Genomic DNA, 13,686 nt, shown 5'->3' with positions numbered 1-13,686 from the left:
CCAAAGTTACAAAACTATTTGTTATTCTTCAATGCTTCCGAAGCATTGTTTACTGCTTCCTTAAGGCTAAGTTTATAAGCAATAATCTTGGCAAGCACAAGTTTGTCATGGCTGCCTATAATCTGTGCTGCCAATATACCTGCATTTTTTGCTCCGTTAAGGGCTACTGTTGCTACAGGTACGCCGCCCGGCATTTGAAGTATAGATAATACACTGTCCCACCCATCAATTGAATTGCTTGATTTTACAGGTACACCTATAACCGGCAGGGGACTCATTGATGCTACCATACCAGGTAAGTGTGCAGCACCACCGGCACCGGCTATTATAACATTTACACCACGGGTATGTGCTGTTGTGCTATATTCAAAAAGTTTTTCAGGTGTGCGGTGAGCCGAAACAATATCTACTTCTGTTTCTATGCCAAATTCTTTTAATATATCTATGGCATCCTGCATTACCGGCATGTCCGATATTGAGCCCATTATTATTCCTACCTTCATTTTCAAGTTATATTTGTTAATTAACGTCAGTCCATGTTTCAGTATTACTGACTGATAACACGTATAGAATTTTTTACTTCTTCCGCTACACGTCGTGCTTCCGCTATATCTTCATTTACTATGGTAACATGTCCCATTTTACGGAATGGCCTCGTTTGCTTTTTTCCATAAATATGTGGTGTAACCCCATCTTTACCAAATATTTTTTCTATGTTTTCATATACCACATTTCCCGAATAGCCTTCTGCGCCAACAAGGTTTACCATTATACCCGCTACTTTGCTGTCTGTATTTCCTAACGGAAGGTTGAGTATAGCACGCAGGTGCTGTTCAAACTGTGAAGTATAACTGGCTTCAATAGAGTAGTGGCCGCTGTTATGTGGTCTTGGTGCTACTTCGTTCACTAATATTTGGTCATCTTCCGTCTGGAACATTTCTACGGCAAGTAAACCTACATGATTAAAATGTTCTGATACTTTTAGTGCAATATTACGGGCGTTATTTGCTACCTCATCATCTATACGTGCAGGACATATTACATATTCTACCTGATTGGCTTCCGGATGAAATTCCATCTCTACAACAGGATATGTTTTTATTTCTCCTGAAGGGTTTCTTGCTACAATTACTGCAAGCTCATTCTTAAACGGAATCATAGTTTCGGCAATACATTCTACATCTGACAGGCCATTAAAGCTTTCGGGAGTACGTATTACTTTTACACCGTTTCCATCATAGCCGCCTTCGGTGCTCTTCCATACAAAAGGCAGGGCTATTTCATTATTATTTACCGCTTCTTTAAGTGAAGTCAGATTTTCAAAACGTTTATAATCGGCCGTAGGTATGTTGTTAACAGCATAAAAATCTTTCTGTATGCCTTTGTTTTGTATCTGTTTTAATGTTTTTGGCGAAGGATAAACTTTAATTCCTTCCGCTTCCAGTTTTTCAAGTGCAGCAACATTTACATGTTCAATCTCGAAAGTAAGTACATCAACCTGTTTACCAAAATTATAAACAGTGTCAAAGTCCATTAGGTCGCCCTTAAAGAATTTATTGCTGCCTATTTTGCAGGGTGCTTCATCGCTTGGGTCAAGCACATAAGTTTGTATATCAAATTTTCGGGTATCGGTAAGCATCATTTTACCCAGCTGGCCGCCGCCTAAAATGCCTAACTTAAAATCGGAAGAAAAATAATTCATTATTAGCTGATGTTTTGCAGATGCAAAGATACTTAATCTATCGCTAATTTACTACTTACATTTAATCACATACCTGTAGTATTTTTACATTAATTTTAGCATTTTCAGCCAAACGATATGTGAAATTATATTTGTATTTTAGAGGTTCATTAAACCTGTCTGTTATAGTACAGGTGTAAAACGTAGTTTATGAGATTGACAATTGAAAGGAAACCGGTAAAGGTAATGCCCGACCCAACCCGTGTTATAGCCCGTTTTTTTTTTAATGGGGAAGAAAGGGCAGTTGAACTAATTCGTAAAATACTGGCTCTCGACAGAGATACGGTTTTTGGACTAACATCTCCTTTATTACAGGATTTCTCTAAACGGCACCGTAATATTACCAGGAAACTACTTAGAAATTGTGAACGGGTAAAAAAATATATAAATTTAGCAGGAGGTGACTATGAAAATCTCGATGAATACTGCAAACTGCTTATAGGATCTTATTTTACACACGAATATTCTATTGAGTCCGCTGCTTTTTTTAACCCATCAGTAGTTCCCGACCCTGATCAGACTAATCTTGAAGAAGGGCAGTTGCGCGTTATAATCAGCTTTAGGGCGGTAGGTGAAGGGCATGTATCTTCTGTAGTTTTCAGAAGGGCAATTATAGACCGTAATAATGATATTACAGTAATTCCGGCAAGTAATTATATAGATGAAGCTGAGAAGATACATAATATAGTATATCATAAAAGGCTTTTTTTACAAAAGGCGGAAGAGGCCGATATAAATGATGAGTTTATACGTGCGGTAACGGAAAATCTTGAAGACCGTTTTGATTATGACCAGCTTAAAAGACTTGTGTTGGATGCCAAGGCTAGAACACGGGATGAAGATATTTTAAGACAATACAACCTCATACTTGCACTTTCTGACAGTTACAGAAGAATAACCTTTTCTAAAGATACTGATATAAGTGACAGGGTAATTTTTCCTATTTCTGATTTTGAGAGCAAGGGTATTGAAGATGCACGCTTTGTAAAATTTACAGACGACAATGGGCGTGTATATTATTACGCTACTTACACTGCTTATGACGGTGTACATATTATGCCCAAACTTTTAAAAACAACCGATTTTTATGAGTTTAAAACCAGCCCTTTAAATGGTGCAGGTGCAAAAAATAAAAACCTTGCATTATTTCCAAGAAAAATAAACGGCAGGTATGCAATGCTTTCCCGTATTGATGGCTGGAACAACTACCTTATGTATAGTGATAATATTAATGAGTGGGATAATCCGGTAAAAATCCAGTCTCCTGAGTATCCGTGGGAATTTGTTCAGATTGGTAATTGCGGTTCTCCTATAGAAACAGAATATGGATGGCTGGTGCTAACCCATGCTGTAGGATCTATGCGTAAATACTGTATTGCTGCATCTTTGCTCGATATTAATGATCCATCTATAGAAATAGGGCGCCTAAAAGATCCGTTAATAGTACCTAATCCCGATGAGCGTGAGGGCTATGTGCCTAATGTGGTATATTCCTGCGGGGGTATTATAAATAATGGTGAACTTATTATTCCTTACGGATTGTCTGATCATAGTTCGGGCTTTGCTACAGTAAGTCTCGATACTTTGCTGGACAGGCTCAGAAATGGGGGGTAATAGTTTTTTATACTAGGCGTTCCCATGTTTTGTATATTCAAATCAGGTATATTTGTGTTTAGTAACCAATAGCATGTAGTACATTGGAAAATGAATTGCCTGAGGAATCAGGGAAAGGATTTTTTGGTAAAAATCCGGTTTTAAAGTTAAAAGAATTTCAATCTTTTTTAAGCATACGTTTTGGGCTGATTTTTTCCCTTAATATGCAAATCACCATTATCTATTATTGGGTTTATCATATTACTAATGATAAGCTTTCTTTGGGTTTTGTGGGACTTGCCGAAGTGATTCCTGCTGTAGGCTGTTCCTTGTTTGCAGGGCATTTTGTAGATCTTAACGAAAAGCGTAAAATGGTGCTTTTCTGTATTACCGGATATATTCTTTTAGCAGTGAGCCTTTTTACCCTCACAACACCTTTTTCATTAAATGAACTTGGAGTAAACACAACTTTATATTGTATTTATTTTTTTGTTTTTTGCGGTGGTGTTATCCGTTCATTTATGGGGCCGTCGGTATTTTCTCTATTTGGATTAATCGTTCCCCGAAAGCATTTTCCCGGCGCTACCAGCTGGAGCAGTATGGCATGGCAAACGGGTTCTATGTTAGGGCCTTTGGCTGCAGGATTGGCTATTGCTTTAGACGGAATTCTGGCAGGTATGTTTAGTGTTGTTGTTATTCTCTTGCTGTTGTTAATACCCATGTTGTCTATAAAAACAAAACCAATTCTTAAAAAAGAAAAAGAACCTGTTTTACAAAGCCTGTCACAAGGAATACTATTTGTTTTAAAAACACCGGCGTTGTTAGGTGCACAATTACTGGATATGTTTTCGGTATTGTTTGGTGGTGCTGTAGCCTTATTGCCTGTATATCAAAAAGAAATATTGCATGTAGATGAGGTTGGTTTCGGACTGCTGCGATCTGCACCCGGAGTAGGGGCTATGCTTACGCTGGCAATATTGGCTTTTCTGCCGTTAAAAACCTACCCGGGGAGAAAACTGTTTATAGCCGTAACGGGTTTTGCTTTGTGTATAATAGGTTTTGGACTTTCAACGAACTTTATTCTTTCATTTGCGTTTTTATTGCTGTCGGGTATGTTTGATGCTGTTAGTGTAGTAGTGCGCAGTACCATATTACAGCTTGTAACGCCAGACCACATGCGCGGGCGTGTAGCATCTGTAAATACTATATTTATAAGCTCGTCTAATGAACTCGGTGATTTTGAAAGTGGTGTTATGGCACACTGGCTGGGTACTGTAAGGGCAGTGGTAACAGGAGGATGCTTAACACTTGGTGTTATTGCTATTACATTTTTTAGCGCCCCGCAATTACGCAGGTTTGGTTTTGATGATGAAGAGCATAAAGAATAACTTTACTCTTCAATTCTTGGATTCGCGGGATCAACAAATTCATTTTCCGATTTAGATATAACAATTGTAGCAACTCCATTGCCTATAAAATTAGTAAGTGCGCGTGCTTCGCTCATAAATTTATCTACACCTAATAAAAAGGCTAGCCCTTCCAACGGTATTTTATGAATAGCTGTAAGAGTAGAGGCAAGTACTATAAAGCCACTTCCGGTTACACCTGCAGCGCCTTTTGAAGTTATCATAAGTAAACCTATAATGGTAAGTATCTCTTCAAAAGTAAGATGAACATTATAGAGTTGCGCTAAAAATATAACCGACATGGAAAGGTATATAGAAGTCCCATCCAGATTAAAGGAATAGCCTGTAGGGACCACTAATCCTACTACCGATTTGCTGCATCCCATTTTTTCAAGCTTTTCCATAATGTTTGGCAGTGCAGCTTCAGATGATGAGGTCCCTAAAACAATAAGCAATTCGGCCTTAATATATTTAATAAACTCTAGTATGCTTAATTTGTAGTAGCGCATTATAGTGCCGAGTATAACAAATATAAATATTGCCATTGTAACATACACAGTAAGCATAAGCTTTCCTAAAGGCAATAAGGTATGCAGCCCGAATTTGCCAACCGTATATGCCATTCCGCCAAAAGCTCCAAGCGGAGCAAGGTACATTACAATTTTAAGCGCTTTAAATACATAATCGGATATTTTATAAAGCAATGTAACAGCTTTTTCTCTTTTAGAATAGAAACTCAATGCAATACCTGTAATTATTGCAACCACCAGTACCTGCAATGTAATGTTGTCCATGAAAAATTGCAGCCAGTTAAAGCTGCTGCTGCCTCCTGATGTGAATTTGCCGGCATCTTCAATGTTAAGTCCGGCTTTATCAATTTTACCCGGTTGTATAATATAGGCAACAGCAACGCCTATTGCTAATGCAAATGTGGTTACTATCTCAAAATAAATAAGCGATTTTATTCCTATGCGCCCTACTTTTCGCAGATTACCCATGCCGCTAATGCCCAAAACAATGGTTAGAAAGATAATAGGGACTATAAATACTTTTATAATGTCTATAAAACTGTCTCCAATTATTTTCATTTTTACAGCATTATCAGGGTAAAAATGCCCAAGCAGAATTCCACAGATAATAGCTATTAAAACCCAGAATGTAAGATTGGTTATTATTTTGTAAAGCAGGGGCTGCTTTTTTTGAGGAGTTTCAGTTATAGCGGGTTTCATTAGCCGAATATATAAATTTAATATTGAACAGTTACTGCTGCTTTACTTACTAATTCTTTTTAATATATCTTTTGCGGCAGCTTTATATCCGGCTGTGTGCTTAGCTGAATCTTCTGCTATTATTCTTTTTAATTCAGGGTGTATCCATTCCTCTTTTTTGCCTAAAATAAAAAGTACTCGCATAGAATAGGCTTTTGTTGCAACCTTAGTCTCATTATTTATCAGCCAGTCAAAGCAGGCTTCTGTAATTTTCTGTAAATGTTTTTGGTTAAAAAATCCCTGGTGTTTCAGGTCATGTTCGCAGGTAAAAAGACATATTTTAGCGATTGAACGTAAGGCACTTTCATTTTTGAAATGAGTCAGCGTTTCGCAAAATATATCCAGATGAGGTTCTAACCACTCAATTTTATTTTCAAACACTAATTCCAATATCCAGCAGGCTTTATGATGGTTTTTATCTTCAGTATCAAAAGCAATGGCTATTAAATCTGGTAACAGGATTTTGCTATTCAATACCTCGTTCGACAGTAAATCCCTTATAGGTCTGTGCGCGGTGCTATTTACTATTTTATTGTAAAAAATGGTGTCCACAGATTATTTTTTCTGAAAAATACAAATAAAAAACGGAGCCCTAAAGCTCCGTTTTTAAACTCTAAAAACATAAAAACTATTTTTTAATAAACATTTTTACAGTTTGAGCCTGCGTACTGTTTAATTTTATAATGTATGTGCCTGCAGAAAGACTTTCCACGTTTATAGCTGCTACAGAAGCATCAACTTTACCATTCATTAATGTTTTACCGGTAAGATCTATAATGCTGTAGTCTTGCAGTAAAGTGTTTTCCGGAAGTGTAACGTTAAGTATATTACTTACCGGGTTAGGGTAAAGTTTAACCATAGCTGCAAACTCAGGGTCATTAACGCTTAAGAAACAACCTTCTTTAGGACTAAGCGTAACCGGATTATCAGCAGTGCTTAGTATGTTGTTTGTACAAACTGTCATAGCAGCATCAAGGTGATATACTCCGGGCTCGGTAGCCGTGTAGCTCATTCCGTAAGCATTTTCAATAGGAAGTCCGTCTTTATACCATTGTATGTTAATAAAGTCTTCTTCGTTGCCGGGTATTGTAAAAGTAACAGAGTCGTCTTCACAAATAAAATAAACTGAATCTTCTTCCGTAACGCCCTCGCTAGGTACAGAATCAAAAGAAATTGCAATATCATAAGTAGCTATCACTAATTCGTTAGATGTATAGGTCTCACCATCTTTAGTAACCTCTACTTTTATTGTAGCATCACCATAAGTTGCCTGGTCATAGTTAAAAGATGCTACCGTTGCATCGTCTATAGCTTCAAATTCTGTTTCTTCTGAAAATTTAGCATACCACTGGTAGGTATCATAACCTACTGCATTAGTTACAAAAGCCAGTCCGTTGTTGTCGGGGCAAAGCATAGTATCTCCCTGGATAACAAGAGGTGAAGGTGTTGCCGGTCCGCAATCTTCGCTTGCAACAACATTAACTACCTGAGAGGTAGTTGTAGCGTCAGGGCATACTTCTACACCAGCAACTACGTAATAAGCCCCTGGCTCAGTTATAATATATGTTAATGAAGTTGCTCCTTCTATTGGCTCGCCATCTTTATACCATTGTGCCGTTACGTAAGGTTCTAATACAGTCTGCACAATTTTAGCTCCGTTACACATTACATACCGTTGCTCTAAAGTTTCTTCATTAAACTCAAAATGAACATTTCCTTGTAATTCATTCATAATAAGTAAGCCCGCCCAATTGTAACTGTCAATTTGTATAGCGTTAGATTCAAATGTCTCTCCGTCTTTTGTAACCACAACTTTTAGTAATGCCTGGTCGTAGGTATACCAGTCGTACGTAAATGATGCTTCATTTGCGCCGTCTATAGCTACATAGTCATCATTTAAAAACCAGTATTTCCAGTACCATTGGTAAGAGTCATATTGTGTGTCATTTGTAATTGATGCGGTGCCATTGGTATCAGGGCAAAGCATAATGTCTCCTTCAATAGTAGGAGCCTGGGCGCCTACAGTCCATGCAAAAGCAAGAAAGAGAATTGTGAATAAAGTTGATTTCATAGTAGTACAATTGTTTTTTGTTAATCATTTACAAATTACTGCCTATATATTCTAAAAGCCTTTTAATAAGACAGGACAAAGTGTGACATGCCTGCACATAAAGTGTGACCTGTTTTATATATGTTACTGATTTACATTTTCATAAGGAAGGTGTGGCTTGACTTCTATTTAAATCATGAGGTATTTGTCGGAATGTTAAAATTTGTATATTTATAACAACCAAAACAAAACAAACATGTTTCGCAAATCTTTCCTATTTGTGCTTTTTTGCTGTGCAGGTATGTATGCCCAGGAACAAAAAGAACCATCTAAACTTTCCGTTGGCCTTGCAACGGGCTTTGGCAGTGAATTTAAAAATATCGATTATACTTATACCAACAGGTATATACAGGCACAGATATATTACAGCCTTAATCCCGGTAAAAAATGGGAATATCAGGTTGCATTGCAGCCCGAAGTAAATTTTGCTACGCACAGGCTTAAAAACTTTTACTTTGTAAAACCCGATGATCCTAATTCGGAAGAAAAAAGGGAGGCTTACATGAAACTTAAAGACATAAGGGAATATATTTTAAATGTGGCTTTTTTTGCAAGGCATAATTTTACAAAAAGCTTCAGTATATATGCAATGGGAAATGTTGGGCCAATGATAACTAATACAGAAACGGAAAGACTTACTAAGGGTTTTGCATTTTGCGATGTTTTTGCTTTAGGTGTTACTTATAAAATAGGAAATGTTGCATTGGATGTTCGTCCAAATGTGCGCCATACTTCAAACGCGGGACTTCAGGCTTCAAATGCAGGATTTAATACACATAATATTGCTTTTGGTATAATAGTGCAATTGTAACCCGTTAAAATATATAGCTGAAGGAAATATTGATATAATAATTTACAGGCTGTCCCGGATAATAATATCTTGGCTGGGCTCCGTTTACCCCTGTGGCATTTACTAAAATCATACCCGCATAATGTGTGTTGGTTATGTTATTTATTCCTGCCGAAAAATGAGATGTAAATCCTTTAAATAAATTAAAACGATAGCCTGTTTTTGCATTTAGCAAATTATAACTTTTGCTATAGGCGGAATTAGCATCATTCAAAGGAATATTGTCTACATAGTAATAATCTGAAGACAGGTAAAATCCAAAATTTGTTTGTAAGGTAAAGCCTGTGCTGATTTTTTTTGACGGAACTCCTGTCAGTTTATTACCCGAATAGTCAACACCATTATTTAAAAATTCTTTAAATTCATAATTGCCTATAGATGCAGATGCATATGGTGTTATAGCCAAACGGTTAATAGTAAGGCGGTAATTTATAGCAGCCTCAATACCCTGATGCAGTGTTTTACCTGCATTAACCCCTATATACTGGTCATCACCAACACGTTGAGCAACCAATAGGTCTTTAATCTGCATGTGGTATAATGTCACTTCAGTATATAGCTTTCTGTCTAATAGATATAATTTGCTGCCAGCCTCAATATTATAGCCGTTTTCAGGTTTTATATTCGGGTTTATACTACCGTTTGCTGTAAGCGTTTCTTCTATAGCAGGCATTGAAAAGCCCCTGCTTACAGATGCATAAATAGTTTGCAGTTTTGAAGGTTTAAATAGTAATGATAATTGCGGAGACCAAATATCCTTGTAGCTGTAGTTTTCTGATGAAACAGATTGTAAAGGATATGTATTTTCTAATTCAAATCTGGTTTTGTTATAATTAACTCCCGCCTGTATTTCAAATTTTCCTGATAGCTGCAATCTTAATTGCGCAAAAGCATTTATAAAATTACGCTTTTGTCTGGTTCCTGTAATCCTGTCGCCCTGCAATGTTCCGTTGCCATTATTGTCCTCGTATTGATTAACAAAAGTGCCTCCTTTAAAGCCATCATTAAAATATTCAAGACCTGTAATAAATTCAGTTTTTATACCGCTTAATTTTAAATTTCCAAAAAACTGAGTTCTTGCACCCCATGCGGTTGTATTTTGGGTAAGAATATTAAATGGTCTTGGTTCATAGTTTTTTTTCGAATTGATAAATACCGATGTTGAATTTTTTAACCATGAAGCGGCATGCCAGTCATAGGAAAGCCCGCCCATATATGAGTCGTATTGTTCATAGCCTTTTGAAGCCTTCCAGGTAGGAGCTGCAGCTTTGGGATTGTTGTTAAAAGTATCCTCGTCAATAGAACTGGGTATGTATGCTTTTAAGTAAGTATAATTGCCAAAATATGTCATCTTACTGTTTTGTTTACGAAAAAGTTCACCAGCCAGCGTAATACCCTCACGGTTATAAGCACTGTTTTCACGGTAACCGTCAATATCAAGCGTATGATAACTTAAATTCAGGCTTCCTTTCTTTTTGTTCATGTTGTAGCTTACGGTATTCTTTGTTAACCCATATGATCCGTGCGTAGTACTTATGGCGGCACGGCTTCCTTTTTCGATAGCTAACTTTGGTTTAAGTACTATTGCTCCGCCAAGACCAGCGCCGTAAATACTTGAAAGCGGTCCTTTAATTATTTCTGCCTGATCGAGTATTTCAATATCTATATCTTCAATAGTTGTTTCGCTATCTCCTGATGTTAATGGAATACTCCCGTAAAAAGCTCTGATTTTATTAGTCCCGTAGGGTGTTCTTGCACCAATACCACGTATAGAAATTCTATTAGTATTAATTGCACCGCTTTGCATAAATACTCCTGCAATTGTATTGAACGACGCTGCGATATTTGAGTTGTTATTACGCTGCAATTCTGCCGAAGATAATACACTTATTGACGCAGGTGCATTAAGAAGGCTGTCGTTAATATGATAATTGCTTATTATTACCTCTTTTAATACCTTGTTTGAAGATATACTATCCTGTTGTTGTGCAAACACAACGGATGTGTAGCTAAGAATTATACTGATAAATAGTTTTTTTATCATTGGAAGATCTTAAAATGATAAACTAAAAATTCCTGTAGCTTTAACTACAGGAATTTTAGTAAATAAGTTGTTGGTTTTTATTTGTTAGCACTTACCTTCCATAAAGTATTTCCGCTATCATCATTTACAAGCAATGAGCCATCGTTCATAACAGTAACATCTACCGGACGGCCGTAAACTTGTGCTTTCTTTTCATCTGCAATAAACCCTGTTAAAAAATCTTGTGGTTTGCCGGATGGTTTACCATTTTTAAAAGGTACAAACAATACTTTATATCCGCTTAACACAGATCGGTTCCATGAACCATGCTGGCCAACAAAGGCACCGTTTTTATATTTGGCAGGAAAATTACCCTTGTTATAAAATGTAAGCCCAAGTGATGCAGTGTGGCTTCCAACAGGCACATCAGGCACGAGGGCTTTGGCAACTAAATCCTTACCCTGGCCTTTCATTCTGGGATCTTCAATCTGTCCGTAGTAAGAATATGGCCAGCCATAAAAACCTCCTTCTTTTACACTTGTAATATAGTCAGGCACAAGATTGTCACCCAGCTCATCACGTTCGTTAACGGCAGTCCATAATTCATTACTTTCAGGGTTCCAGTCCATACCTACAGGATTTCTCAATCCACTTGCATAAATGCGTTCTCCTGTGCCGTCCGGATTTACTTCCAGTATATTGGCGCGACGCACTTCATTTTCCATACCATGTTCGGCAACATTGCTTCCGGAGCCTACAGAGATGTATATTTTAGATCCGTCAGCATTTGCTATAAGATTTCTTGTCCAGTGGTTATTATAACCTCCCGCAGGCAATTCTACAATCTTTTCACCTTTACCATTTAGTTTTAAATCATTCTCTTTATACGGATAGCGGTATAAACCATCCGTATTGGCAACATAAAAATAATTTTTAAGTATAAGCATGCCATAAGGCTGATTTAGTTTTTCGGCAAAAACAGCACGGGTTTCAAAATTTCCATCCTTATCCTTGTCTCTAAAAACTGTGATTTGGTCTTCACTCCCCGAAGTACCTGATTCGGCTACGAAAATATCGCCATTTGGAGCAATATAAGTATTACGTGGGTTGTTAAGATCGCCTGCAAATTTTGTAACTGTAAAACCTTCAGGGGCTTTTGGTATTTGGCCTTCCGGCCAGTCTTTCATGCTATTGCGTTTACTAACCGATTCGGTTTCGAAAGGAGGGGGAAGCGTTAAATCGCCAATGGCAGTCGTAACTGTAGTACTCCCCTGTGCTTTTGCTTCCTGTTTTTCGGCTTTTGAAGGTTGATTTTTACACGAACCTGCTAATAATATCCCTATTAGAGATATTGTAAGTATTGATGTTTTCATGGAAATAACTATAAGTATAATAAATGTTATATACCCGAAATTACTTATTTATGTTTCTAAAGCCTTGATTATTAATTGTATTTTAACATTCTTAAAATTATGGGAAAATAACATTTATATGTAAGGTGCTAATGGGTAATTAGTATATTTGCAAACTATTCTGTAATCTAAATATATTCATAAAACTAGTGATAAAGCTTCATGATAAGCATTTTGTACCCTTTAAAACCGCTGCGGAAATAGATGCGGTTATAGCCAAAATGGCCTTACAGGCAGAAGAAGATCTTAAAGGTGAAATACCTGTTTTTATAGGCGTGCTTAACGGATCGTTTATGGTAATGTCTGATTTTGTGAAGAAATATACGCGGCCGTGTGAGGTGAGTTTTGTAAAACTCGCTTCTTATGAAGGTACAGTTACAACTAATAAGGTAAAGCAGCTTATAGGCCTTAATCAAAATCTGGAAGGCAGAACTGTTGTTGTGATAGAAGATATAGTGGATACAGGGAATACTGTAGCAGAATTAAAAAATATATTTGAAGGGCATAATATTAAACAGCTTAAAATTGCAACACTGTTCTTTAAGCCTGATGCTTATAAGATGGATATAAAGCTGGATTATATAGGTTTTAAAATACCCGATAAGTTTATAGTGGGCTTTGGGCTTGATTATGATGGGCTGGGAAGAAATCTGCCAGAAGTTTATCAGTTAAAATAATAATACATACAACCATAAATATAAAATGATCAATATCGTACTATTTGGAAAGCCGGGTGCAGGAAAAGGCACACAGGCAGAGTTCTTAAAAACAAAATACAACCTTACACATATTTCTACCGGGGATATTTTTCGTTATAACATTAAAAACGAAACTCCGCTGGGACTTGAGGCAAAATCTTATATAAACAAGGGTGAGCTTGTTCCGGATGCACTTACTATAAAAATGCTTCAGGATGAAATAGAAAAAAATCCGGACACTAAAGGATTTCTTTTTGACGGTTTTCCACGTACTACAGAACAGGCTGATGCCCTTGATGCTTTCTTAAAATCAAAAGGATGGAATGTTACGGCTACTATTGCACTTGAGGCAGATGATGAGGTGCTTGTGCAACGCCTTCTTGAAAGAGGTAAAACCAGCGGCCGTGCTGATGACCAGGACGAAGCACTAATAAGAAACCGTTACCAGGAGTATAACGAAAAAACGGCTCCGTTAATTGAATATTATAAAGCGCAGGGTAAATTTCATGCTGTAAACGGAATTGGTGAAATATCTGAAATTACTAATCGGTTAAGTACAGTAATCGATACGCTATAACTAAAAAC

12 protein-coding genes are annotated in these 13,686 nt (G+C 37.0%); 5 read left to right on the top strand and 7 right to left on the bottom strand.

The annotated features are described in order from the left end of the window. Positions 1–14 precede the first annotated feature (14 nt). Both purE and NHE85_RS02750 read right to left on the bottom strand, forming a co-directional pair. Positions 15–503 carry a 5-(carboxyamino)imidazole ribonucleotide mutase gene (gene purE, locus NHE85_RS02755; RefSeq protein ID WP_252809446.1) on the bottom strand — a complete coding sequence of 163 codons (489 nt, stop codon included), beginning with the start codon at positions 501–503 and terminating at the stop codon, positions 15–17. A gap of 44 nt (positions 504–547) precedes the next feature. Next, a complete protein-coding gene (locus tag NHE85_RS02750; RefSeq protein WP_252809445.1) occupies positions 548–1,702 on the bottom strand; it encodes a 5-(carboxyamino)imidazole ribonucleotide synthase in 1,155 nt (384 codons plus the stop codon). Positions 1,703–1,891: 189 nt separating this feature from the next. Between NHE85_RS02750 and NHE85_RS02745 the strand changes: the two genes are divergently transcribed. Beyond that, positions 1,892–3,355, top strand: coding sequence for a glycoside hydrolase family 130 protein (locus tag NHE85_RS02745; protein WP_252809443.1), 1,464 nt, complete (start codon positions 1,892–1,894; stop codon positions 3,353–3,355). Between the two features lie 83 nt (positions 3,356–3,438). After that, positions 3,439–4,722, top strand: coding sequence for an MFS transporter (locus tag NHE85_RS02740; protein WP_252809441.1), 1,284 nt, complete (start codon positions 3,439–3,441; stop codon positions 4,720–4,722). Between the two features lie 2 nt (positions 4,723–4,724). On the opposite strand, the gene NHE85_RS02735 is transcribed toward NHE85_RS02740, so the two are convergent. From NHE85_RS02735 to NHE85_RS02725, 3 genes are all read right to left on the bottom strand, one after another. Beyond that, on the bottom strand, positions 4,725–5,969 hold the full coding sequence (locus NHE85_RS02735) for a cation:dicarboxylate symporter family transporter (protein ID WP_252809439.1): 1,245 nt from the start codon (positions 5,967–5,969) through the stop codon (positions 4,725–4,727). Between the two features lie 42 nt (positions 5,970–6,011). Further along, complete coding sequence (locus NHE85_RS02730; RefSeq protein ID WP_252809437.1) at positions 6,012–6,398, bottom strand: hypothetical protein; 387 nt, start codon at positions 6,396–6,398, stop codon at positions 6,012–6,014. A 238-nt stretch (positions 6,399–6,636) separates the two neighbouring features. Further along, entirely contained in the window at positions 6,637–8,079 is a 1,443-nt protein-coding gene (locus NHE85_RS02725; RefSeq protein WP_252809435.1) for a T9SS type A sorting domain-containing protein, read from the bottom strand. Between the two features lie 235 nt (positions 8,080–8,314). Between NHE85_RS02725 and NHE85_RS02720 the strand changes: the two genes are divergently transcribed. Continuing rightward, complete coding sequence (locus tag NHE85_RS02720; RefSeq protein WP_252809433.1) at positions 8,315–8,929, top strand: acyloxyacyl hydrolase; 615 nt, start codon at positions 8,315–8,317, stop codon at positions 8,927–8,929. Positions 8,930–8,933: 4 nt separating this feature from the next. On the opposite strand, the gene NHE85_RS02715 is transcribed toward NHE85_RS02720, so the two are convergent. Next, entirely contained in the window at positions 8,934–11,012 is a 2,079-nt protein-coding gene (locus NHE85_RS02715; RefSeq protein WP_252809431.1) for a TonB-dependent receptor, read from the bottom strand. 77 nt (positions 11,013–11,089) lie between these two features. Beyond that, positions 11,090–12,364 (bottom strand): sorbosone dehydrogenase family protein, encoded by a 1,275-nt coding sequence (locus tag NHE85_RS02710; RefSeq protein ID WP_252809429.1) that lies wholly within the window; start codon positions 12,362–12,364, stop codon positions 11,090–11,092. A 188-nt stretch (positions 12,365–12,552) separates the two neighbouring features. On the opposite strand from NHE85_RS02710, the gene hpt reads away from it, so the two are divergent. Both hpt and NHE85_RS02700 read left to right on the top strand, forming a co-directional pair. Next, entirely contained in the window at positions 12,553–13,080 is a 528-nt protein-coding gene (gene hpt / locus NHE85_RS02705; protein WP_252809427.1) for a hypoxanthine phosphoribosyltransferase, read from the top strand. A 25-nt stretch (positions 13,081–13,105) separates the two neighbouring features. Continuing rightward, the gene (locus NHE85_RS02700) at positions 13,106–13,678 is read left to right on the top strand and encodes an adenylate kinase (RefSeq protein WP_252809426.1); all 573 of its coding nucleotides are present in this window, start codon (positions 13,106–13,108) and stop codon (positions 13,676–13,678) included. Positions 13,679–13,686 lie beyond the last annotated feature (8 nt).

Source organism: Flavobacterium sp. NRK1 (assembly GCF_024054175.1).
GTDB lineage: Bacteria > Bacteroidota > Bacteroidia > Flavobacteriales > Flavobacteriaceae > Flavobacterium.
Note: the sequence above shows the minus strand (reverse complement) of the source record. Positions and strands in the feature narration are given on the sequence as shown.

What these genes read in the sequence shown, in the direction of transcription:
- NHE85_RS02745 (WP_252809443.1), top strand. Translation starts at nt 1,892, where the DNA reads ATGAGATTGACAATTGAAAGGAAACCGGTAAAGGTAATGCCCGACCCA.
- NHE85_RS02735 (WP_252809439.1), bottom strand. Translation starts at nt 5,969, where the DNA reads ATGAAACCCGCTATAACTGAAACTCCTCAAAAAAAGCAGCCCCTGCTT.
- NHE85_RS02715 (WP_252809431.1), bottom strand. Translation starts at nt 11,012, where the DNA reads ATGATAAAAAAACTATTTATCAGTATAATTCTTAGCTACACATCCGTT.
- purE (WP_252809446.1), bottom strand. Translation starts at nt 503, where the DNA reads ATGAAGGTAGGAATAATAATGGGCTCAATATCGGACATGCCGGTAATG.
- NHE85_RS02710 (WP_252809429.1), bottom strand. Translation starts at nt 12,364, where the DNA reads ATGAAAACATCAATACTTACAATATCTCTAATAGGGATATTATTAGCA.
- NHE85_RS02750 (WP_252809445.1), bottom strand. Translation starts at nt 1,702, where the DNA reads ATGAATTATTTTTCTTCCGATTTTAAGTTAGGCATTTTAGGCGGCGGC.
- NHE85_RS02725 (WP_252809435.1), bottom strand. Translation starts at nt 8,079, where the DNA reads ATGAAATCAACTTTATTCACAATTCTCTTTCTTGCTTTTGCATGGACT.
- NHE85_RS02720 (WP_252809433.1), top strand. Translation starts at nt 8,315, where the DNA reads ATGTTTCGCAAATCTTTCCTATTTGTGCTTTTTTGCTGTGCAGGTATG.
- NHE85_RS02700 (WP_252809426.1), top strand. Translation starts at nt 13,106, where the DNA reads ATGATCAATATCGTACTATTTGGAAAGCCGGGTGCAGGAAAAGGCACA.